General features: G+C 64.8%; 19 protein-coding genes. 10 read left to right on the plus strand and 9 right to left on the minus strand.

What is annotated here, in order from left to right; translation table 11 throughout:
• Positions 1-2: 2 nt before the first annotated feature.
• From CQ393_RS15745 to CQ393_RS15765, 5 genes are all read right to left on the minus strand, one after another.
• Positions 3-3920, minus strand: coding sequence for a glycosyltransferase (locus CQ393_RS15745; RefSeq protein WP_153192853.1), 3918 nt, complete (start codon positions 3918-3920; stop codon positions 3-5).
• A gap of 101 nt (positions 3921-4021) precedes the next feature.
• Positions 4022-4777: a sulfotransferase gene (locus CQ393_RS15750; protein ID WP_343200003.1), complete on the minus strand. Its 756-nt coding sequence runs from the start codon at positions 4775-4777 to the stop codon at positions 4022-4024.
• On the minus strand, positions 4774-5616 hold the full coding sequence (locus tag CQ393_RS15755) for a hypothetical protein (RefSeq protein WP_153192856.1): 843 nt from the start codon (positions 5614-5616) through the stop codon (positions 4774-4776). The genes CQ393_RS15750 and CQ393_RS15755 overlap by 4 nt, the downstream gene beginning before the upstream one ends.
• Positions 5613-6530: a glycosyltransferase gene (locus CQ393_RS15760; protein WP_194269690.1), complete on the minus strand. Its 918-nt coding sequence runs from the start codon at positions 6528-6530 to the stop codon at positions 5613-5615. Before CQ393_RS15760 ends, CQ393_RS15755 begins: the two co-directional genes overlap by 4 nt.
• A gap of 11 nt (positions 6531-6541) precedes the next feature.
• On the minus strand, positions 6542-7807 hold the full coding sequence (locus CQ393_RS15765; protein ID WP_153192861.1) for an ABC transporter ATP-binding protein: 1266 nt from the start codon (positions 7805-7807) through the stop codon (positions 6542-6544).
• 124 nt (positions 7808-7931) lie between these two features.
• Between CQ393_RS15765 and CQ393_RS15770 the strand changes: the two genes are divergently transcribed.
• Positions 7932-8606, plus strand: coding sequence for a hypothetical protein (locus CQ393_RS15770; protein WP_153192863.1), 675 nt, complete (start codon positions 7932-7934; stop codon positions 8604-8606).
• A gap of 580 nt (positions 8607-9186) precedes the next feature.
• Here the strand turns inward: CQ393_RS15770 and CQ393_RS15775 are convergent.
• The 4 genes from CQ393_RS15775 to CQ393_RS15790 form a co-directional block, all read right to left on the minus strand.
• On the minus strand, positions 9187-10761 hold the full coding sequence (locus tag CQ393_RS15775) for a hypothetical protein (protein ID WP_153192864.1): 1575 nt from the start codon (positions 10759-10761) through the stop codon (positions 9187-9189).
• A 492-nt stretch (positions 10762-11253) separates the two neighbouring features.
• A complete protein-coding gene (locus CQ393_RS15780; RefSeq protein WP_153192866.1) occupies positions 11254-12456 on the minus strand; it encodes a type II secretion system F family protein in 1203 nt (400 codons plus the stop codon).
• Between the two features lie 3 nt (positions 12457-12459).
• The gene (locus CQ393_RS15785; protein WP_153192868.1) at positions 12460-14178 is read right to left on the minus strand and encodes a GspE/PulE family protein; all 1719 of its coding nucleotides are present in this window, start codon (positions 14176-14178) and stop codon (positions 12460-12462) included.
• A gap of 39 nt (positions 14179-14217) precedes the next feature.
• The gene (locus CQ393_RS15790; protein WP_153192870.1) at positions 14218-15021 is read right to left on the minus strand and encodes an ABC transporter permease; all 804 of its coding nucleotides are present in this window, start codon (positions 15019-15021) and stop codon (positions 14218-14220) included.
• A 120-nt stretch (positions 15022-15141) separates the two neighbouring features.
• Here CQ393_RS15790 and gspG point away from each other — a divergent pair, with 120 nt between their 5' ends.
• From gspG to CQ393_RS15835, 9 genes are all read left to right on the plus strand, one after another.
• Positions 15142-15612: a type II secretion system major pseudopilin GspG gene (gspG, locus tag CQ393_RS15795; RefSeq protein ID WP_153192872.1), complete on the plus strand. Its 471-nt coding sequence runs from the start codon at positions 15142-15144 to the stop codon at positions 15610-15612.
• Positions 15609-15995 (plus strand): type II secretion system protein, encoded by a 387-nt coding sequence (locus tag CQ393_RS15800; RefSeq protein WP_153192874.1) that lies wholly within the window; start codon positions 15609-15611, stop codon positions 15993-15995. The genes gspG and CQ393_RS15800 overlap by 4 nt, the downstream gene beginning before the upstream one ends.
• Positions 15992-16432: a prepilin-type N-terminal cleavage/methylation domain-containing protein gene (locus CQ393_RS18105; RefSeq protein WP_194269691.1), complete on the plus strand. Its 441-nt coding sequence runs from the start codon at positions 15992-15994 to the stop codon at positions 16430-16432. Before CQ393_RS15800 ends, CQ393_RS18105 begins: the two co-directional genes overlap by 4 nt.
• A gap of 3 nt (positions 16433-16435) precedes the next feature.
• Positions 16436-17017: a prepilin-type N-terminal cleavage/methylation domain-containing protein gene (locus CQ393_RS15810; protein ID WP_153192878.1), complete on the plus strand. Its 582-nt coding sequence runs from the start codon at positions 16436-16438 to the stop codon at positions 17015-17017.
• Positions 17010-18083, plus strand: coding sequence for a type II secretion system protein GspK (locus CQ393_RS15815; RefSeq protein ID WP_194269692.1), 1074 nt, complete (start codon positions 17010-17012; stop codon positions 18081-18083). The genes CQ393_RS15810 and CQ393_RS15815 overlap by 8 nt, the downstream gene beginning before the upstream one ends.
• 31 nt (positions 18084-18114) lie before the next feature.
• Entirely contained in the window at positions 18115-19113 is a 999-nt protein-coding gene (locus CQ393_RS15820) for a hypothetical protein (RefSeq protein WP_153192882.1), read from the plus strand.
• Positions 19110-19697, plus strand: coding sequence for a hypothetical protein (locus CQ393_RS15825; protein ID WP_153192884.1), 588 nt, complete (start codon positions 19110-19112; stop codon positions 19695-19697). The genes CQ393_RS15820 and CQ393_RS15825 overlap by 4 nt, the downstream gene beginning before the upstream one ends.
• Positions 19694-20182 carry a hypothetical protein gene (locus CQ393_RS15830; protein WP_153192885.1) on the plus strand — a complete coding sequence of 163 codons (489 nt, stop codon included), beginning with the start codon at positions 19694-19696 and terminating at the stop codon, positions 20180-20182. Before CQ393_RS15825 ends, CQ393_RS15830 begins: the two co-directional genes overlap by 4 nt.
• Positions 20179-22344, plus strand: a 2166-nt coding sequence (locus CQ393_RS15835) for a type II secretion system protein GspD (protein WP_194269693.1), incomplete at its 3' end; no start/stop codon positions are given. The genes CQ393_RS15830 and CQ393_RS15835, both read left to right, overlap by 4 nt.

Here is a 22344-nt window from a genome sequence, read left to right on the forward strand (position 1 = left end):
GGTCAGGACTCCAGGAAAAAGGGCTTGGACAGGGAAAGGTTGGGATTGTAGGCCGGGTCGTGCCGCAGGGCCGCGCCCCAACGCTCCCGCATGAACTCCACTTCCGACATGAACCTGGCCTGCTTGACGGGATTGTCCTCCAGACCGCGCGATGCAGATTCGTGATGGTAAAGCTCGGCGAACGGCGTCCATAGGTTGCGATAGCCCCGCGAGCGGATACGCAGGCACAGATCGACATCGTTGAAAGCCACCCGCAGGCGCTCGTCCAGCCCGCCAACCTCGTCGTATACCGACCTGCGTACCAGCAGGCAGGCCGCGGTCACCGCCGACAATTCCTGGGTGAGCAGCAAGCGTCCAAAATAACCCTGGCTGCCGCGTGGCAGCCGGCTGCCGATGTGTCCTGCCACGCCGCCAAGGCCGACCAGCACGCCTGCATGCTGGATCGTATCGTCGGGGTAATAGAGCATTGCCCCCACGACACCCACGTCCGGACGCATCGCATGCGCGACCATCTCCTCCATCCAGTCGGCGGAGATGACTTCGATGTCATTGTTGACCAGCCCGATGACTTCTCCCCCAGCCTGCGCAACGGCGAAGTTGTTGATCGCCGAGTAGTTGAATTCGCCGGGATAGGACAGGACACGCACATTGGCAAGCGTGGAAATCCGGGCGAAGTAGTCCAGCGTCTCCGGTTCGGCCGAACCGTTGTCCACCACCAGGATTTCGTAGTCGGGATAGCTGCTGCGCTCCAGGATGCTGTCCACGCACATGCGCAGCAGGTCCACGCGGTCGCGGGTAGGAATGACCAGACTCACCTTGGGTGCCTTCGACGGCATGGCACGCCGTATCCGCAGCATGCTGGCCGGCAGGATGCTCACTTCGCATTCCTGCCTCGTGCGCTGCAGATGCTCTTCCACTGCGCGGCAGCCGGCCACCACGGCGTAATTCTTCTCGCCAGCCGCCAACGCGGTCGATCCCTGGATCGCCCGCCAGTGGTAAAGGATGCGCGGGATATGGACGATCTCAGCAGGAGCGATCCGCTCCACGCAACGCAATGCCAGATCCCAGTCCTGGGAGCCTTCCAGCCCCTTGCGGAAGCCACCGAGTTCGCGCACCAACTGCAACGAGTACACGCCCAGGTGCGAAATGCAGTTCTGGCCCAGAAACAGGTCGTAGTTCCAGTCCGGCTTGAAATAGGGATCGAACCGGTTGCCCTCTTCGTCGATCTTGTCCTCGTCGCTGTAGAGCAGCTTGGCGTTCGGATTGCGGCAGACTGCCTCGGCCACAAGAAGCAATGCCTCAGGATGCAGTTCGTCGTCATGGTCCAGCAGAGCCATGTACTCGCCTGTGGCCACCTCGAGCGCCGAATTCGACGACGCGGAGATATGCCCATTCTCCTTCCGGTAGACGACCTTGATCCTCGGGTCGCGGCGCTGGTATTCGTCGAGCACCGCGCGTACGTGCGGCGACGGCGAAGCGTCGTCGGAAATACACAGTTCCCAGTACGGATAGTGCTGCTCAAGCACGCTGTCCAGCGCACGGCGCAACCAGCGTTCCGGCGCCTGGTAGACCGGCATGACCACCGACAAGAGAGGATGGCGCTGCAATGCGTCGATGCGCGTGGCGATATCGAAGGCAGCAAGCGAAGGCTCGTTTCGGCCCAACCATCGGGCATAGTCGCTGGAAAGCCGGGGTTGCAGCGCCTGGTAGTCCGCCAGACAACGCCGGCGCACGGCGCCATGACCTCCCCTGAGCCCGGTTGCCAGCATCGACCATGACAGCCGCATCCCCTGGGCAAGGCCGCCGCCGCGCGCGCGGAGCACACGCCGCAGCATGTGCAGCCATGCCAAAGGACGCGCTACAGGCCGCAAGCGGACGTCGATATCGAAGCAGGCATCCTCGTCGCTGGGATCAAGCCGCAGAGAACGCAGGCCAGCCGCCAGGTACAGGACGGTTTCGCTGCGACCAGCAGCATCGTAAGGAAGCAGACCGACACGTTCGGAATCGTTCGTACCTCGGCCATGATCGGGATACAGGCAGGGATTTTCCAGCCGTCCCTCGCAGGCCCTGCCGTCGATCGTCAGTACGTACCAGCCTGGCGGAACGACCGCACCCAATATCGCCGTCCCGGCCATACGCAGGTTGAACTGGGGGTCACGCTGACTGCTTCGCCACCGTCCCTCCGCGGATAACGCCACATTGGCCAACGGCTCGATCTGCATTTTCCAGCCGCTGGCACGCTGCGCGCTGCGCAGCCTTCTCGCCTGCCATTGCCGGTTCAGGCGATACAGGACCGGCCGATCGGAACGCCGCTTGAGCTCCATCAGCACATCCGACAACGCGCCAAGCTGGGAAGCAAGGGCGTCGTGGCGGACCATCTGCGATGCCAGCGTCTGCCGTATGAGATCGACCTGCGCCGCATGCGTCTCCCGCACGGAATCGGCAAGGGACGACTGCGCCTGCCTGATACCGGCCGCCTGTTCCTTGGCGGTCGTGTGCAGAGCGTCCATGCGCTCCAGCTGCCGGGAATGCCGCAAGGCGGCAGCTTCGTCAGCGACGTTGAATGCTGTCAGCCGTCGGAACCGCAGTTCCACTTCCACCGGTTGTTGTGTCGTCCGCAGATGTTCCAGCCCGGACAGGTCCAGCTCCATCCACGGATCGTCGTCATCGCTGGCCCAGGCGATCTGGTCGGCGACACAGGGAGCGAGGCGATGCTCGTGCATCACCCGCACGCGCGATGGCAGATCCGTCACCGGCTGTCCGCCAACGCGCAGTTCGGTCACCGCGTAGGCGCCGGCGCGACTGTCCGGATCGAAGCGCAATCGATCCATCGGCAACGCCGGATCTACCACGAACGATGCATGCGCGATGCCGTCAGGGGCCATCGTCGCCTGCGCGGACAGCATCTGGTCTTCGCTGTAGGCGCCGTCGTTGCTGCGCAGGTACAACCGGGACGCGGAAGCGGGAAGCGCAGCCATCGGGGGCGCATTCCATGCACTGGCCAGACCCAGCCCTTCACTCCAGGCAGGCACGTGGCGTTGTCGGTCCAGTTCGATGGCCGACAGCGCGGTATCCAGCGCTGCTTCATAACCCCGCCGGGAAGCCTCGAAGCGCGGCCTGATCTCATCGAATGCCGCTGGCAGGTCGAGGGCTTCGCCATGCGCAGCGGACTGGATGCAGCGGTAAAGGGCTACCGCATCCGGGTCGAGTGCGAACTCTTCCGTGGCACGATGGTTGCGCAACTGCGCGTCGAGAAAGCCCTCCACCGCTGTGGTGGAGGCCGGATCCGTGGGTATTGGCTCCAGTCCAAAGACGGCATTGCAGCGTGCGATCTGTGTGCGCCAATCAGCGATCAGGTCCTCATAGGTCAGGAACAGGCGACTGGCGCCACGCGTGGCCTGTTCGGCTTCCATCTGGTAGGTCATCGACAACAGGCCCGCCCGGTAATCGGACATTCCTCCCCGACGCCGCAGCGAGGCGGCCACCTCCACCGGATGCCGCGCGATGAAAGCGAAATGCGCACGCGCTCCCATTTCCGCCAACAGGTCGCGCCACAGCGGCACAAAACGGCACAGGCGCGGATCCTTGATCACAGCCGTCTGGCCGTCGGCCATCAACGCGGCCAGTATCTCCCGCAGTTCGGATCGGGCCTGCAGTGCAGCGGGCCGCTGCAACCAGCCCTGGGGCAGCGCACGCAAATCCTGCCAATCCATGCCGAAACTGGCAAACAGGCGATCGTGCACCGCGACCACCTGGTTGTGCTCGAAGTAGCCCTTGGGGTTGTCGTCGGCCACCGCGGGCAACAGATCGTCTCCCAGGCTGAAACCGAGCATGCTGAAGGTTCCGGCCAGGGCCGACGTACCGCTGCGGTGCATGCCGAGCACGATCAATGCACCCGGTTCTGCAGTTCCTTTTTTCATGGACAAACCTTCCGTATCTGGGACTGCGGCACGCGCATGGCCGACTTATCATCCGGGGTCATTCTACCGGGGTACATGCCGACGGCATGCAACCGCCCCGCCTACCAGCGGATACCATGGCCCGCTGCCTGATCGCGCAACTCGCGCCTGAACAAGCGGCAGTAGAGACGCCAACGCAATCCTCCACGGCGCAACCGCTGGTAATCGCCCTCGAATACCCGCGGATAGTCCGCATGCGCTGGCACTTGCAGGCCGAGGAAACCCCATACTTGTCGCATGGTAGCCTCCGGCAGATCAGCCAGTCGCTCGTTGCGCAGCACCAGTACCTGCTCGCGCGGAAAATGCCGGAAAAGTACGTCCAGTTGGCGCGCGTAGTCGCCACGCAGCCGATAACTGTGGTGGCGCAGCGGCGAGCCCCATGCAAAATCGTCAGTGTGTCCGCGAAGGCGCAGCCGCTCCAGCAGCATCGCCCCCCAGAACGGCCAGGTTTCGTCGCCACGGCCCGCTTCCATGCTGTGCTGCGACAGCGCGCGCTCCAGCGGATGCCGCAGGATCACCACCCACTTCATCGCGGGGTTATAGCGGGCGATCCGCGCGACCAGCGCGGGATGGAGAATGTAGATCGGCGTCGCGTCGCCCACCAATACTTCTGCGCCATCCGTATCAAAATGCTGCGCATAGACGCGGTCGACATCCTCCGACGTCCAGGTGTCGTCGAAAGCGGGGTCGTCGAAAACGTGCGCCTCCTTGGTGCGCGGCAGCGCCACCTGTGGATGCACGCCGACATAACGCGCCAGCGCGGTGGTGCCTCCTTTCTGTACACCGCCGATCACGAAGCTGACACGTGGCCCGCTCACATCCCCCCCTGCAGCACGTCCAGCGCGCTTGCCACGTCCTCGCTTCCATAGAAGCGCCGCCACGGGCCATCGTGCCGATGCAGGCGCTCGGCATAACGCCGGCATGCGTCGGCGTCGTACAACCTGCTCGCATTGCGGTTGCGCAGAGGCAGCAACGGAACTGCGACTCCCGTTGCAGAGGCAAGGGCTTGGCCACCGGTGGCGACCACCTGTTCGTAGCGCAAGATGCGCTCACCAGGCAGATAGTGATCGAAGCGCGCGAACAGCCAGTCCAGAAGGTGCAGTTGGCGCTCCAGTACATCCGGCTCGGCATCCAACCGGGCCGCCAGTTCCGGGGACAACCTCTCACCCGCAGGCAATCTGCCGGCAGTCACCGGCAGATTCACGGAGTTCCAGGAGGCCAGAACAGCCAAGGGATTGCGCACTACGGCATAGCACTCGAATTCCCGCACCAGTTCGGGGAGCAGGGCGGTAAACGCGGCATTGTGCTTGATGACCAGACTGAACTCGCCGGACAGGGCCTTTTCGACCCGGATGTCTCCAAGCTGTGCCGTTCTTATGCGCAGGCCATCCGCGTCCACATTGCTCCCGAACGGGTTGTCCGGAACCCGGCCATCGACCTGCTGGCTGGTCGCGGTTCCGGATTCGAGCAAGCTGGCGCGCGACGCCAGGAAGAAGTCCCGGATCGCGCCAACCGCCGCGGCGTGCTGCCTGGGCAACTCATGCACGGGCATCGGTTCGAACAGCGCGACCGTATCCGGTGCCTGTCCCAGCAGATTGCAACACAGTGTGGTTCCGGAGCGGGGCACCCCCGTCAGGATGATGTTCCGTGGCTTCAAGACTCGCTGTTCTCCACATTCTGGATGACCTGCGCGAAACGTTGGCGCTCGTTCGCTTGGCCATATGAGGTCGCCGTTTCCCTTCCCTTCCGTCGCAGCCGCGTGGCAATTTCGGGCAACAGCGCGCGTTCAACGGCATGCGCGAGCGCCGCAGGTTCGGCGGTCGACAGGATGCAGTTGATGCCATCGCGCGCGTATTCACGCGACCCGATGCAGTCCGTCATCACAACCGGCACGCCAAGTGCCATCGCTTCCAGTGCCGGCAGATAGAAGCCCTCTGCTGCATGTGGCAAGGTCACCACCACTGTAGCGGCGGCCACCTTTTCCAGGTATTCCACCCGGGGTATCCACCCGTCGCACACAGCCACCCGCATCCCGCGGGCCTGTAGCTCCGTCGCAAGCGCGTGTGCGAGCTCCGGAGCCTTCAATCCCGCGATCAGCACGCGCCCGGCTCCGTCCTGGGAAGGCTGCGCAATCAGTTCCCCCGGCAGATCCAGCGCCGCAGGGATGACGATGACGGGCCCATTGACCTCCTCAGTCGCCAGTATGGACTCTGCCACAGGGTGGCTTACGCAGATGCGATGCGCGGGAGCCCCAAGGAAAGCACGCAATGGATGGTCCGCCCAGCCATGGCGTACGGCCTGGATAAGATTGATGACCGGGCGCGGAGGGTGTCGGCGATCGGGTAGTACCGTCCAATCCATGCCGGCAAGGAACAGCAGATCGAACGCCTGCGGATTCCATTCCCGCTCGATCCGTTCGGGCAGGCCCATCCATGGGTTGCACTCGTCACGAAGCGAACCCGGTGTCAGATGGACACGCGCATCCCACCCCAATGCCAGCGCATGCCGGAAATAGTCCCAGACCTTGCCGTGCCCCCCCGTGTAACCAAGGAAGTCCCGGTGGAACAGCATCCGACCACGACTCATGGCTCGATCCCGATCTCCATGGGAACCGGGAACAGCCCGGTGAAACGCTCGCGGCTGTCGTCCACAACCTCGAACGACAGCCAGCCTTCCTGCCGCGACAGCACCACGGTCTGTTCGATGGACGGGGAATCCACGACGCGCATGCGCAGCCGATAGATGCCCTGCTGGAACAACGCGTCGAAACCAACGTCGACCGTGACGTCGTCCGCCCCAACTGGCAACGCCACCCGTCGTCCGGTCAGCTGAAGGCCACGGCCATCCAGCACATCGAAGATCAGACCCGGATGGGCGATATCCGCCCGCCGCCGTACGACGAAGCGCAGCCGCAGGCGTTCACCATGCCGCACCGAGACATGCCGGACGTCATTGATGCTGGCCTCCAGCACACGCGCGTCGTCCAGCCCATAGCCACCGTCAATCCTCACCAGTTCTTCGGACCGGCGATCCTGCTGCGAGGCCAGAACCCGCTTGTGGGTGCGATGCAGGTACTCGGTGATCACCTCGTCCGGCAATCCCTCCAGCACGATGCGCCCCTTCTCCAGCAGCATCGCGCGATGGCAGAAGGCCTTGACCGCGTTGAGGTCATGACCGACGAAAAGCAATGTGGTCCCACGCGAAAGTATCTGATCGATCCGTGCCATGGCCTTGGCCTGGAAGGCGGCGTCGCCCACGGCCAGGGCCTCGTCGACGATCAAGATGTCGGGGTCGGTATGGACCTGGACGGCGAAGGCCAGCCGCAGCGCCATGCCCGAGCTGTAGGTCTTCACGGGTTCGTCGATGTAATCGCCGATGTCCGCGAAAGCGATGATGTCGTCCATCCGCTCGCGCACCTGCGCGGACGTCAGGCCCAGGATGGCGGCATTCACCCGCACGTTCTCGCGCCCGGTCAACTCCGGGTTGAATCCCGACCCCAGCTCCAGCAGCGCCGCCACCCGACCATTGACCTGCACGGTACCCGCACTGGGTTCAAGTACCCCGGCAACGATCTGCAGCAGCGTGCTCTTGCCGCTGCCGTTGTGCCCGACGATGCCCAGCGCTTCACCCCGCTGCAGACTGAAGCTGACTCCGTTCAGCGCCTGGTGATAATGGAGATGGAGATCCGCCCGCTTCCGGAGCCAGCTCGCCAGCCACGGCACTGCCCGCTCCACAATGCGGGAGAAGCGATAGAACACGGGCACCCAGAGCCGGCTCGCAGGCGTCACCCACAGGCGGTACTTCTTGTCGATGCCGCTCAGCGTCAGCGCGGGAGAGGGGGAAGTCATTCAATGGTGCCACGGCAGTTAGCGGGACAGGATAACGTCCTCGGCTCCAGCCCGCATCCGGACCAGGCAACGTGAGGATATTATTCAACATCTCTCCATCAATGACCGCAGGAGTAACCACCTGATGCCCATCTTCTCCACGGGCCTGATTGGCCTGATCGCAAGTACCGCCGGTGCAGCGGCTCCGGCCACCAGTCCGGTACAACAAGCCCAGCTTCAGCATCTGGAACTGACCCGGATGCAACTCATGGATGATCGATGCCATTGGTTGGATCGCACCAGCCGCACCGCGCTGGATGCCACCGAAGCCGAACGCCTTGCATGGCTCCGCGAAGCGGCGCCCGGGCAGAATGCCTCCTCCGCCGACGTCGCCGCCAATGCGGAGCGGGCCAAGGCGGTGAATTGCACGAACAGTGGCGACGCGGTTGCAATCCGCTATGGCGCTTGGCAGATGCGGGTCACCTGGGTGCTGCGGGCATATGCTCTGCTCGACGGCAAGGATCGGCCTGCATGGTTCACCCAGCAGAGCCCTGTGCGTCCACACCGGGGCGCGCTTGAAGAGACACTCGCTGCACTGAATGAAAAGTACGGCGGGGCCATTGCCAACAGCCTTCCGGGCATCGAGACCGAAGCCAGGCAGATGCTGGCGGCGTACTGCCCGAACAAACCACAACGTTGCGAGAACACCTCCTCTCCGGCGCATGGCAAAGACTATGCCCGTGTGTGGGTCCAGCAATCGGCCAGATTCGCGGCCGCGCTGGCTGCCGATCCGGTCAAGCTCCCGCCACTCCCGCAATAACATCCTGACTACCCCATTGCCGTCGACACAGGATTGGCATGGGGTAATGGACAACCTTCGGCAACGGGCTGCCATCAGTCCGTTGCACGGGGGACGCGGATCGAAACTGTCGTTGTGTCGCTGACGGCTGTACCGCGCACAGACCGTATTGATCACCGGCGCCAGCGCCGGGACCAACGCCTCCTCACTCTTGGCACGCTGCCATGTGGGACGGGGATCCCCTCCCGACAGGTGGAGCACACCGTGACGCGATGGCTGATCGATGGCCACCCGGGCTTCGGCATTGGAGACGCGTTTCCATAGCTGCCTGACATGACCGAAAGCGCGGCGACTGCCCCGGCCCTGCTCTGATCGCGCTCCGCCATCGCTCATGGCTTCATCTGCTCGATGCACCTCCGTAGAAGTCATCGGCCCTATCGGTATCGTGGCGACCCGTAAAAATGCACGCCGCATTAGGGAACCCGGCTTTCCTGTCGCCTGCCGTGGAACACGGCAAATAAAAAGGCGGATGGCATTGCTGCCATCCGCCTCAGTACCACCTTGATATCAGAGCGACTGCAAGCAGTCACTTAGAACATCATTACAGCTTGGTGGTCGGGGTCAGCCAGGTGTCGTTACCCTTTTCCGGGGTCAGGTCGGTGACCACGCCGTCCTGGTGACGGTTCAGAGCCGAAGCCTGCAGGTCAGCGCACTCGGCGGTGACACGGACGTACCACTTGCCGGTGCCGTCGCCGAAGCCGCCGGTCACGCCAGCAGAGGTGGCAGCGCCTTCCAGCACTTCCGAGTTGACCTGCTTCGAGCCATGCGGAGCCAGGGTCAGCTTGACTTCGCCGCTGTGCTTGCCGGCGTCGTCCTTGGCATCGATGGTGATCGGGCAGATCTGCGCGGTGTTGTTGGTCAGACGCAGGAACGACTGAGCAGTCGGGTTGCCGGCCGGGTTGACGTTCTGGAAGATGATCGTCGTGCCGTTCAGGCGCAGCGGCAGCAGGTCGAAGTTGTACACCGGCGGATCAACACGCTGCTGTTCCAGGTTGTACTTGACTTCCAGCGAACCGGCCAGGTTCTGGGCCTGCATCTCGGCAGCGTGGTTGGCGCCGAAGCACACGAACACGGTCGACGGCGACGGCGGAGCGTTGGTGACGTTCTGCCACAGGGCGCTGTTGGCCGGGCTGGTGAAGGTGGCAACGCCAGCGGCGACAACGCCGTTGGTGAAGGCACCGGCAGCCTTGGTGCAGCCAGCGTTCTGATCCAGCCACACGCGGTTGCCGCCGAACGCGGTCAGGTCGTTGCCGGTCACCTTGACGATGATGTCCGCGGTGGACACGACGTTGTAGTTCGGCAGGGCAGCCGTGGCGCTGAAGTTGTTGACGTAGGAGCCCGGGGCGGCACCGGCGGTTTCAATCGCCTTGGCCACGTCCAGGGTCACGCTACCAGCGTTGAAGGTCGCCTGGTCATCCGCACCCACGATGCCGACGCTGGAGAAGAACGTCTTGCGCGGATCGGCACCGACGTCGATGGTGGTGGCGACGTTACCCTGGGTCGGATCGGCTTCGACCACCAGGCCCCACTTGGACTTGGCGTAGTCGACCTTGCCGGCCAGGATCTGGATGCCGTTGGCATCCTGCACGGTGATCTGCGAGGTGATGTTGCTGTTGGTGAACAGACCGTTGACCAGGTTCTTGATCTTGGCGCTGTTCAGCTGCAGGAAGTAGTCACCCGCCGCACCGATGGTGCCGGCGCCCGTGGCGGTGTACTGGAAGTTCAGCTCGTTGCCGTTGTAGTTGGCGGTGCCCGGCACGTAGGCGATGGCAGCGCCGGCGCCGCCGGTCTGCGCACCTTCCAGGAACAGCTGCACCAGGGTATCAGCCGGGTAGGTGCTGTCGAAGGTGGCGCCCTGGCCCAGGGTGACCTTCACGGTCAGCACGTCGCCACCGGCGATGTTGCTGATGCGGTTGGTGGTGTTGTCGCTGGTCTCGGCGATCAGCTGCAGGCCGTTCGGGCTGTCGATGGACTTGGTGTCGTCGACGAACAGATCCTTGGCGTAGGTGATCTGCTGGCCAGCGATGTACTGGTACTTCGCAGCCGAGGCAATGCTCGGGATTGCCAGCGCGCCCACCACAGCGGCGGTCAGCAGGCTCTTGTTGAACTTCGTCATGTGAATCAACTCCGTTGAGTTTTTTTAGTTAACTAAAAAAGAAACTTCCTGATACAGCAGTAGCCGTTACCGGTCACCTGACCTACCCCGGTACCGTCGGGCCAGCCCGTTGGCAAACCGGTCGCTTCCGGCGAGCGTGGAAAAGAATTCTTCCCCATGATCCCCGTAGGCAAGCTACCGGGCGAACGTTAACCAAGCCTTACTTGGCCGTCAAGCCCGCGCGAGGCTTTTTGCGATGGCTCCGCCGTTCACCACCACCGATGGTGGGATGAGACGCCGGTTCAGGCGAGTTGCGAAACCTGACATCCGCCCAGCCGAGGGGATGAGCGAAGCAGTCAGGATTCACTTGAATGAATAGCCTTGTCAAGCATCCCTGCACCCTCCACCGGGATATGCCCCGGCCGCTGGGCCTATCGCACGCGACGCGGGTTACCGGGAGATGACAGGCCTGCGTCAGGCACTTCCAGCCCCAGCGCGGGCTGGGACCTGCGTTCAGACTGCGATGTCGTTGGCGCTGGTGATCGCCAGGATGATGCCGATCATGATCACGCCGATGGCTCCGCCGATCAGCAGGATGGCCACCGGCTCCAGCAGGGCCAGGAACTGCTTCATGCGGGTACGGCCGGAGTCCTCGCACAACCGCGCAAGGGACTGCAGCATCGTCGGCAGCTCGCCCGAGCGCTCGCCCACGCGGACCAGGTTGTAGCCCGTCGCTGTGAGCGTCTGCTGCTCTTCCAGCGCATCGGCCAGGGGGACGCCATTGCGCACGTTGCGCGACACCTCCTCCAAGCGGGCACGCCGCCCGGGAGCGATGATGCTGGCCCGAGCCAGCCCCAGCGCATCCATCAAGGGGACGCGATTGGACAGCAGGGTCGCCAACACCCTGGCCCAGGTGGCGGTCTCGGATTCCACGCGCCAAGCCCCCAGCACCGGCAGCCGCTCCAGGCCCTCCAGCCAGCGCGCCCGCGTCTCCGGGTTGCGCAGCACCACCACCAGCCAAGTGACCAGGGCGGCCACGAGCAACAGCACGCCCGCGTACCATTGGCGCAGGAACATGCCCGTATTCAGCACCGCCGACGCCAGCCATGGCAGATCGTCGGCACGCTTGAGCAGCGCGGCGAACTTGGGCACGACGAAGGTGAACATCATCACCACCGCCCCCAGGCCGGCACAGATCAGCACCGCGGGATAGGTCAACGCCTGCCGGATCTCCGAACGCACCGTCTGGTCGTACTCCATCTGCTCCACCACGTCGTGCAACGCACGGCCCAGCAAGCCCGATTTCTCGCCGCTGCGCACCACCGTGGCGACATAGCGCGGCAATGGCAGGCCGGCAGCCTCCAAGGCCGTGGAGAATGCCTGCCCCTGGCGCAGGCCGGTGGCGATGCCATCGAACGCGGCCACCAGCCGCGGATGGTGGACCGAACGCACCTGCGCGGCCACGGCCTCGGCCAGGCCGACGCCAGCCCCGAGCAGGGTGGACAGCTCATGGAAGGCCAGGATCAGGTCACGCTGGCGCAGGCGTGCAACCTGCCCCCTCTGCCGTCGCCGCGCCGCCTCGGCCGGCTGCACGGCGACGACCGACAGCCCGCGCCGCTCCAACTGGCGGGCTGCTTCGCGCTCGGACTGGGCCGCAACCACTCCTTCCAGGGCGGCGCCTTCAGCATTGAACGCTTTATAACGGTATTGGGGCATGGGTCAGACCGCCGTCACGCGCAGCACTTCCTCCACCGAGGTCAGCCCCTGCCAGGCCTTGAGCAGCCCATCCTCGCGCAGGAAACGACCGCCCCGGGCACGGGCCATGCCCTTGAGCTCGGCATGGCTGGCACCGGCCACCACGGCCTGCTGCATTTCCTCGTCCACCGGGATCAGCTCGTAGATGCCGATGCGGCCCCGGTAGCCGGAATGCTGGCAGCGTTCGCAACCGACCGCCTCGCGCCATTGCGCGGGGGTCTCACCCAGCACCCGACCGGCCCATTGCGCGGCCTCGGCCGCGATGGCCGGCAGTACATGCGCGGCCGGACGGGCGCAATGCGGGCACAGGCGCCGCACCAGGCGCTGCGCCTGCAGGCCTTTGACCGGGGTGGCGACGAGAAACGGCTCCACGCCCATGTCGATCAACCGGGTGAAGGCGCCGATGGCATCGTTGGTATGCACGGTGGACAGCACCAGATGGCCGGTAAGCGCCGACTGGATGGCGATTTCGGCCGTCTCGCGGTCGCGGATCTCGCCGACCATGATCACGTCCGGGTCCTGGCGCAGGATGGAGCGCAGGGCGCTGGCGAAGGTCAGGCCGATATCCGCATGGGTCTGGATCTGGGTGATGCGCGGCAACTGGAACTCGACCGGGTCCTCAACGGTAATGATCTTCTTCATGCCGTCGTCGGCGGCAGCCAGGGTGGCGTAGAGGGTGGTGGATTTGCCCGAGCCGGTAGGGCCGGTGACCAGGATGATCCCGTGCGCCTCGCGGCTCCAGGCGCTCAGCAGGGCCAGATGGTCCGGCGCCATACCCAGCCGCTCCAGGCCCAGGTCCTTGCGCTCCTTCGGCAGCAGGCGCAGCACAATGGACTCGCCGTGGACGCCGGGCAGTGCGGATGCGCGGATATCCATGGCTTGGCCGCTGGCGCGCACGCTCATGCGGCCGTCCTGCGGCAACCGGCGCTCGGCGATGTCCATGCCGGAAATCAGCTTCAGGCGCGAGGCCACGGCATTGAACCGCTCGCGCGGCAACTGCAGGCGGGCATAGAGCACGCCGTCGATCCGGAAGCGGACGATAAACTGGTGTTCGTCCGGCTCCAGGTGGATGTCCGAGGCGCGCTGCTCCACCGCCTGCGCCAGCAGGCTGTTGACCAGCTCGACCACCGGCGCTTCCTCGGCCAGTTCACGCAGGTGGCGGACATCGTCGCCACCGTAGCCGGAAGCCACCAACCCATGGGCCAGCTTGTCCAGGGTGCTTTCCATCAACTGGTTGGCAGCCAACGCCCACCGCATGGAGACCCCCGGATACAAATAGGCCAGGGCCTCCTGCAACCCAGGGTCCAGCGGGTCGCGGCTGGCACACCAGACAGCGCCCTCGGCATCCTGCCAGAGCAGCACTTCCTGATCCTGCATCCAATCCACCGATACCGGCTCATCGCCGGGCACCACCCAAGCCTCGATTTCGGGCAGAACCACATCGCGCCCTGCAAGCGGAATGCCGAGCTGTTCGGACAGGACGGCCAGCAACTGCTCCTCTGACAGCGCGCCGATGCGCATCAGCAGACTGCCCAGGCGTCCGCCCACATTGCCCTGCAGTTCGAGCGCCCGCTCCAGGTCGACGGGGCTGATCGCACCGCGCGCGATCAGCATCTGACCCAGGAGATCAGGGGAAGACACATCCGCGGGGGGCGGGACGAGAAGATCGGCTGCGGTGTTCATGTAAGCCTGGGCACGCTTGAATCGGGAAGCGGGTAAGTATCAGAGCACATCTGCGAAGCCCGGGCGCAACGCCCGGAACAGGGCACTGCCCATCACCAGCACCACCAGCGCGGCCGCGGAATAGCCTGCCGCCGATGCAAGGTCGGGCCATTGTCCGTGGAAAACGGCTTGGCGCAGCGCCTCGACCGGCCAACTGATGGGATTGATGGCCACCGCGCCCACCAGCATGGGGGGCACCATCGAACGCGGATAGAGCACCGCGCCGGTGAAGAGCGCGATGGTCACCAGCACCGATGCCACCTGGGTCAGGTCGCGCAGATAGACCCCGAGCGCGGCGAAGATCATGGCGATGCCGTACAGCATCGCCAGATAGGGAACGAGGACCAGCGGCAAGGCGAGCAACTGCCAGTGCAGCCCCGTCCCCCAAACCGCGTTGACCCCACAGACCAGGAGCAGCCCCAGCAGCATGTGCGCCAGTGCCGCGCCCAGCGGAACGGCCACCAGCACCGGCAGCGGGAACACGATCTTGCGGACGAAGTTGCTGTTGCGCTGCAGGAGAGATGGCGCCTGACCTACCGTTTCGGCCAGCAGGCCGTGGACCAGCAGGCCGAGGAAAAGGTTGAGGGCGAACCCCAGGTGGTCATTCTCGGCAAGGCCCGGCCAGCGCGCGCGGAACACGGCGCCGAACACGAACCCATACACCGCCAGCATGGTTAGCGGCAGCAGGAAGGGCCAGGCCCGCCCCAGCAGGGTGCCGCGATAGCGCACCGCCAGCTCCTGCGACACCAGGGTCCGCCACAATGCGAGATACCCGGCGCCGCGGGAAAGGAACTTGTAAACCATGAACGACCACACGATGCCTGCTGCCAGTTGAATAGGTTAACAGCCACACCCCTGCCCCGATGCGTCTTTTGGCAAAGCTGCTAGACTGCCGTCCGCTTTTACCACCCTGCATCCGCCTCGATGAACATCGCACGCCCCCGCTCCGGCACCGCCCTGCGCGCGCGCCGCGCCATCCAGGGTTTCACCCTGCTGGAAATGATCGTGGTCCTGGTCATCATCGGCCTGATCATGGGTCTGGTCGGCCCCCGCCTATTCAGCCAAGCTGACAAGGCCAAGGTCCAGACCGCCGAGACCCAGGTGAAGATGCTCAAGGGCACGCTGGAAACCATGCGCCTGGACATCGGCCGGTACCCCACGCAGGAAGAGGGCCTGAAGCTGCTGGTCCAGCAGCCTGCCGACAGCAAGCTCCTGCAGCGCTGGAAAGGGCCGTACCTGGAAGATGGCCTGCCGGACGACCCGTGGGGTAATCCTTACCAGTATTCGCCACAGCCAACCGGCACCCATGCCTTCGTGCTGTATTCCTTCGGCGCCGACGGCAAGGATGGCGGCACCGGATACGACGCCGACCTGGGCCAGCTCCCCAAGCAATGAGCCAACACCTGCGGGGCTACACCCTGCTGGAGATGGTCGTGGTCATGGCCATACTCGCCATGGCCACGGCCATCGCCGCCCCCCCGAGCTATAGGATGATCCGGTCCTGGCAGGAGGCCACGCAGGTCGAAGATGTCATCCAGCAGCTGGAGCGCCTGCCCAGTGCGGTCCGCGCCAGCGGCAACCCCCTGTCCGCCGACGCCGAGAGCGGCATCGAACTGATCGACCTGCCCCAGGATTGGGTGTTGCACATGGATACCCCCCTGCAGGTGCAGGCCAATGGCGCCTGCTCGGACGCACAGGGCACTCTGATCACCACATACCAGACCGTCGAGTTCCGGGTACTGGCGCCGTTTTGCCGCATCCAGCGGATCGATCCGTGACCTCCCGTCTTCCGCTCCGGCAAGGACAACAGGGATTCTCGCTGCTGGAAGCGATCGTCGCATTGACCATCATGGCAACCTGCCTGCTCGCACTGTACGCATGGCTGTCCACCAGCACCTTCGCCCTGGGCCGCGCCCGCGCCAGCGCGCAGGCGCTGCAGGATGCCCGCGTGGGCAAGGCCATCGTCGAGACCATCAACCCGATGAAGGATCCCACGGGTTCGCGCGACCTGCCGCCGCTGGAAATCCGCTGGAAGGCCCGCCCCATCACCGAGCGTCGCACCGGGATGAGCCGTGCGGGCACCGCCACGCAGTTCGATTTCCGCCTGTATGAGGTGGACGTGGAAGTGCTGCGCAGCGGCACGGTCGTGCGCGACTTCAGCATGCGCAAGACGGGATGGGAAGCGGCGCGGCCGATCCTGCCTGTGGAGGACTGAGCCATGCCCAGGCGACAAGATGGCCTCACGCTCCTGGAAATGCTGGTGGTGCTGCTGATCGCCGGCATGGCCATCGCCCTCGGCTTCCAGTCGCTGGGGCAGTGGCGGCGGGCCAACGCCTCCATTTCCAGCATAAGCGGCGCCACTCAGCAGACGACCCTGACCGAGGCTTGGCTCGAGAGTTCGCTGCGCAGCCTCATCCCACTGAAGGAAGTGGAGTTCCAAGGGACAGGCGACCGGCTCTCCGGCATCTCCGTGCAACCGGTGCAGTCCCATCAGGGAGGCGCTACCGAAGTCGAATGGTCCATCCACCGCGAAGGCGCGGACCAGCTCCTGACCGTGACGGAATCCGGCCGGAAGCTCGATCTGCCCCTGCCGGGCGCCACGGGCGCCAGCTTCGGCTACATGGACAAGGAAGGCCGCCTGCACGAGCAATGGCCGCCGAAACTGGGGCTACACGATCAACTGCCGATGATGATCGTCCTGAAGCAGGAAATGGACGATGGCGGCCAGCGGCTGTGGGCGGCCACCATCGCCGGGGACCACAATCCCCGCTTCAACCCGTTCGAGGCCGATCTTGACTGACCACCGCCCCAGGAATGAACAGGGTTTCGTGCTGGTCATAGTATTGGCGGTGCTGGTGGTGCTCGCCCTGCTCGCAGCGGCCACCGCCACATCCGCCGAGCGCGCCATCCGCGCCGCCCAGGCCGACGCCGACCGCTTCCAGAGCGAACTGGCGATGGCGGGCACCCGAGAAACCCTGCTGTTGATGCTCGCGACCCAGCGCCAGACCGTGGCCGGGCTGACCGTCAACGAATCGGACGCCAAAGCCAACATTGCCATGGACCTCGACGACCCGGATGGCTTCACCGCGCTGCCCGTCGGCAACGAGATCAGGCTGGACGGCACGCCCTACCAGGGCCTGGAAGACATGCGCTTCTCCCTGCAGGACGACCGCGGCTTGCTGAGCGTGAACTGGGCCGCCCCCATACTCCGCCAGTCCTTCTACAGGTCGATGGGAGTTCCAAGCGACCAGTGGGATGGACTCGAGGCCAAGCTGCTGGATTACCAGGACGCGGACGAACTGCACCGCCTCAACGGCGCCGAAAAGAGCGAGTACGACAAGCTCGGCCTCCCTCCGCCGACCAACCGCACCCTGGCTACGCCGCTGGAGCTCCGGCGCGTCCTGGGCTGGAACGAAATTCTGGCCGGAATGGACGATTCCCAGTTGCTGTCGATGTTCACCATGACCCGCGGCGCGGACCTGAACATCAACACGGCTCCCCCGCAGGTCCTGGGGCTGCTCCCGGGGCTGACGCCCGAGAACACGGCCCGCATAGTGGAACTGCGCCGTACCACCCCCTTCCTGTCGACCTGGCAGGCACAGCAGAATTTCGGCATAGGCATTGCTTTCGAGGAGGGCCTGGCCCTCTTTGCAAAACCCTCCGGCAACCTTATCCTATGGGATCATCGTTCCGGTGCCCGTCATCTTCTGCATTGGACACTAACGCCTTTCGAGGTCAACGGCCCTCCTTGGCGTATTGATTACGAGGTCATCCTCCCACGTGGCAACGAATCCGATCAAGCCGTGGTTGGCTCGCCTTCGACACCGCTTTTCCCCTCGCAGGATACGCCTGGGAAGCAACAATAACCTGCCGTTGGAAGGTGGCGGAAGCGACACCTTGGTCTGTTTGGTCGGCCGCGAGCTGTGTCTTTTCACCACGGTCGATGCAAGCAAGGCCCCCGTCAAGCAGCGCAAGGAGTTCACGGCCATGGCGGTACGCCGCGCCGCGCCCTTCGCCGATGCCGATTTCGACGCTGCTTGGACTCCCGACGGAACCGCCGCGATCTGGTACTGGTCCCGCGCCAAGGTTGCCGCACTGGCCTCCACCGAAACGGGCAAGCGCAAGCGCTTCGTCGCGGAAGCCTCCCATGTCGGCCTTCCACGCGAGGAAGGTACGGAGTTGTTGCAGCTTGCCGAGGGCTTCGAAGCGCGCGCCTGGAAGGCCGGGCACCTGCAGGCCAGCCGCTGGTGGCCAGAGTTGCCCACGGCAGGTCAATGGCGGGATTTCCTGCGTGGTGCCGGCCAGGCAGGCGCCGCAGGACATGCCGTTCCAGAGCCCGTCGCCGGCCCGTTGGCAGCAACCTCCTGGAGCCGCGCGTCGTCCAGCGCCGAGAAACTGCAGCTTTCCGGGCTGGACCAGTACCTGCCCAAGGTGATGCTGGCTCTGGCAGCGTTGTTCCTGCTGCTGGTTGGCGGCCAGATTGGCGGCATCGCGCGCGCGCAGCTGGACATCTGGCGCGCGCAGTCGGCTGCCAACGACCTGGACGCACCGCTCAAGCGCATCCTCGATGCCCGTGAAGCCAGCGACGAAGCCAGCGCGGAAGTGAATCAGCTGCTGGCGCTGCAGGGCTTCAGGCCCAGCATTTCGCTGATGGCCGAGTTCACCCGACTGATGGCAGGCAAGGACTGGCAGGTCACCAAGTGGAATCAGCCCACCCCCGACACGCTGGAGGTGAACCTGCTGGCTCCCGGCAGCAATCCCGAGGAGCTCGTCTCGAGCTGGGAAGCCTCGCCGATGTTCAAGGGCGTCACCACGGAGCTGGGCCGCGACAACGAACTCACCATTAAGGCCACCATCGTGCCTCCCCCTGGCCGGGTCGGGAGCGAAACGCCATGAAGGCATTCGAAGTACAGATCCGGGAGTTGAAGCGCCAGCTCGAAACCAGCCCATGGCTGAAGTGGGCCGGCGTGGCAATCGCACTGCTGCTTGCGGCGTTCGCCCTGCAGAGCATGGAAGGCTGGCGTGCCGGCCGGCAGAAGGCCGCCATCGAAGCCGAGCAGAACCTGAGGCGCATCCTGTCGCTGAAGGGGCAGGACGCCTGGCTGGAGCGGGAAAAGAACGCCCGGCAGCTGCGCGATGCATTGAAGGCCCAGCTTCCCGGGGTCAGCACGCCCGGGATGGCACAGGCGGCGCTGCAGAGCTGGCTGCGAAACATCACTGCCGGCTTCGAGTCGAAGCAGAACATGACGATCCGGGTCAACCGGTCCGGTCCGGTGGATGGCATGCCCGATGTGATCCGGGTCAACGCCGCCTTGAATGGCGCGCTTTCCCCACGGCAATCGCTGGGCCTGCTTCGCCAGATCGAGAACTCCCCCAATCTCGTTGTCGTGGAGACTCTTACCCTCTTGAGCGACGACAACAACACGGTGCACCTAACCGTCAACGCCTACTATCGCGTCACCGGGGCCGAGAAACCATGAGGGTCCGTCGCCAACAGTGGCTGCTGGCTGCCGCCCTCGTGGTCGGCTTGGCCGCCGGTGCGGCCTGGCCGCCGCCACCGCTTCCCAAGCTCGCCGCCAATGGCGACGAATGGGGTCTTCCCAGTGCGACCGACGTCGCACGCTACTTCCCCCAGGACATGGCTGCCGTCACCAGCGGCCTGCGCTGGAAGGGGGAGGTAGGGGGAGCCGCCGGCGCGAGAAGCGCTTGGCGCCTGGCCGGCATCGTCAACGACGCCGGCCCCGCGGTTCTGGTGATGACCCCGGATGACCAGGGCAAGGTGCAACGCGTCGCCATCGGTGAAACGCTCCCCGACGGCAGTGTCCTTCAGTCCGCCAGGGGCGACCGCGCCACGACCCGGCGCGATGCCTGCATTACCACGTATCAGCTGTTCCAAGCCCAAGCCGTGGACATATCCGGCGAATGCGAGGAAACGGAAGTACCCGACCAAGGAACAAACGAATGACGCATCACCGCCGCCCCATGATTGGCCTCGCCGCATTCGGTGCGGCGCTGCTGGCCGGCTGCAGCACTGCGCCCGTCTTGACCATCCCCGCCTCGTTGCCGCTGCCGCCAAAGACCGAAACCGCCCAGCCTGGCGAGATCCAGATCGGCGCTCCGGACAGCCGCCCGCAGAGCTTGGTGGTGACCGACACACCGCGCGTGGGGCAATCAGGACCGACCAGTGCCGGTACCCAGGTGCGTGACGACCTCCCGCCGATGTACAGCGGACCGGTGACCGTCAATGTGCAGAACGTGCCGGTACCGGTGTTCGCGAACGAAGTCTTCGGCAACCTGCTCGACCTGAACGTCAACATGGCGCCCGACGTGGCCTCCCTGCAGGAACTGGTCACCCTGCGCTCGGAGGCCAAGCAGAAACCGCAGGACCTGTTCGTGCTGGCCCGCCAGGTGCTGGCCGAGTACGGCGTCGTGGTCAGCGTCGAAGGCAAGCTGGTCCGGCTGACCAAGGGAACCCCCGGCAGTTCGACCAATCCGCCGCTGATCATCAGCGGCCGCGCTTCGCCGACCGTCCCGCTGACCCATCGCCCCGTGTTCCAGCTGGTGGAACTGGAAGTCATCCGCAGCGGCGATGCACTCCGCTGGTTGAACACTCTGTTCGGCCAGGACATCAAGGTGCTCGATGAGTCCGGCCGCAATTCGATCATCATCAGCGGCAAGCCGACGCAGGTGCAGCAGGCAATCGAAGCGCTGCGTGTATTCGATCGTCCTCTGATGCGCGGTCGGATCAGCGCCCGTCTGGAGCCGGCGTTCATGAGCGCCGAGCAGTTGGCCGTGCAGTTGATGGAAGTGCTCAACACGCAGGGTTACGGCACCGCCCGCTCGGCCGGCTCGCCCTCGAGCGTGATCGTGCTGCCGATCCCGGCCGTCAACTCCGTGCTGATCTTTACCAGCAGCCAGGAGACGCTGGACTATGCGGTTTCCTGGGCAAAGGAACTTGATCGCCCCAGCCAGCAGGCGGGTACCCAGTCGCTGTTCTATTACCAAGTGAAGAACACCAAGGCCGCGGATCTGGCCAACGTGCTCGGCGGTACCGCGACACCCCCGAGTGCGGCCGCGACGCCGCCACCGGCGACGGCAGGCACCGCACCGGCGCCCGTCGCCGCCCAGCAGTCCGCCGGCCGCAATGCCCCCCCGGTCCCAGGGCTGCTGCAGGTGGACGAGCCGCGCAACGCCCTCATCTACCAGGGCGATCCCTCTCAATGGGAGCGCATGCTGACCCTGATCCGGCAGATGGACCGCGCCCCGCGCCAGGTGATGATCGAGGTGACTATCGCCGAGATCACCCTGAACAATACGACCGAGGTCGGCCTGAACTGGTTCGCCAAGCAGGGCTTCGGCCGCTTCAACGGCAGTGTATGGTCTGGGGCCAAGTCCGGCGGCGCTGCTGGCGAGGGCGGCCCTGGCAGCGGACTGACTTGGCTCCTCGATGTGGCCGGCCAGAATCGCGTCATGCTGTCGGCAATGGCGCAGGACAACCGCGTAAACATCCTTTCGACCCCGCGCCTTCTGGTCAAGAGCGGTAGCGAAGCGTCCATGGACGTGGGCGACGAGATCCCCACCGTCACCATGACTACTACCTCCAATCAGCAGACGGGCGGCAACACCAACCTGCTGCAGTCGATCCAGTATCGCAAGACCGGCGTATTGCTGAAGATCAAGCCCACCATCTATTCCGACGACCGTGTGGATATCGATCTGACCCAGGAAGTCAGCAAGGCCAGCGACGAAGCGCCGGCCGTGTCCAATTCCGCCTCCTCCGCGTCGCCGACGATCCGCAACCGGGCCCTGACCACGTCCCTGACCCTGAAGGATGGTCAGACGATCGTCATGGGAGGCCTCATCAGCAACGACGATACCCGAGGCAATACCGGCATTCCGTTGGTGAAGGACATTCCGCTGCTTGGCAATCTGTTCAAGAGCACCAAGAAGGTAACCGAGAAGAAGGAGCTGGTCCTCATCATCGTTCCCTACATCGTCGAGAACGACGATCAGGCCAATGCTGTCAGCCAAGCCGTCATTGATCGTCTCGAGTACCTGGATCTGACGCCCGCCACTCCGATCCAGCCCGTTTCGCCCGCACAACCGTCCCCCCTTCCGCCCACCCAC

It is taken from the genome of Stenotrophomonas sp. MYb238, from assembly GCF_009496535.1.
GTDB lineage: Bacteria > Pseudomonadota > Gammaproteobacteria > Xanthomonadales > Xanthomonadaceae > Stenotrophomonas.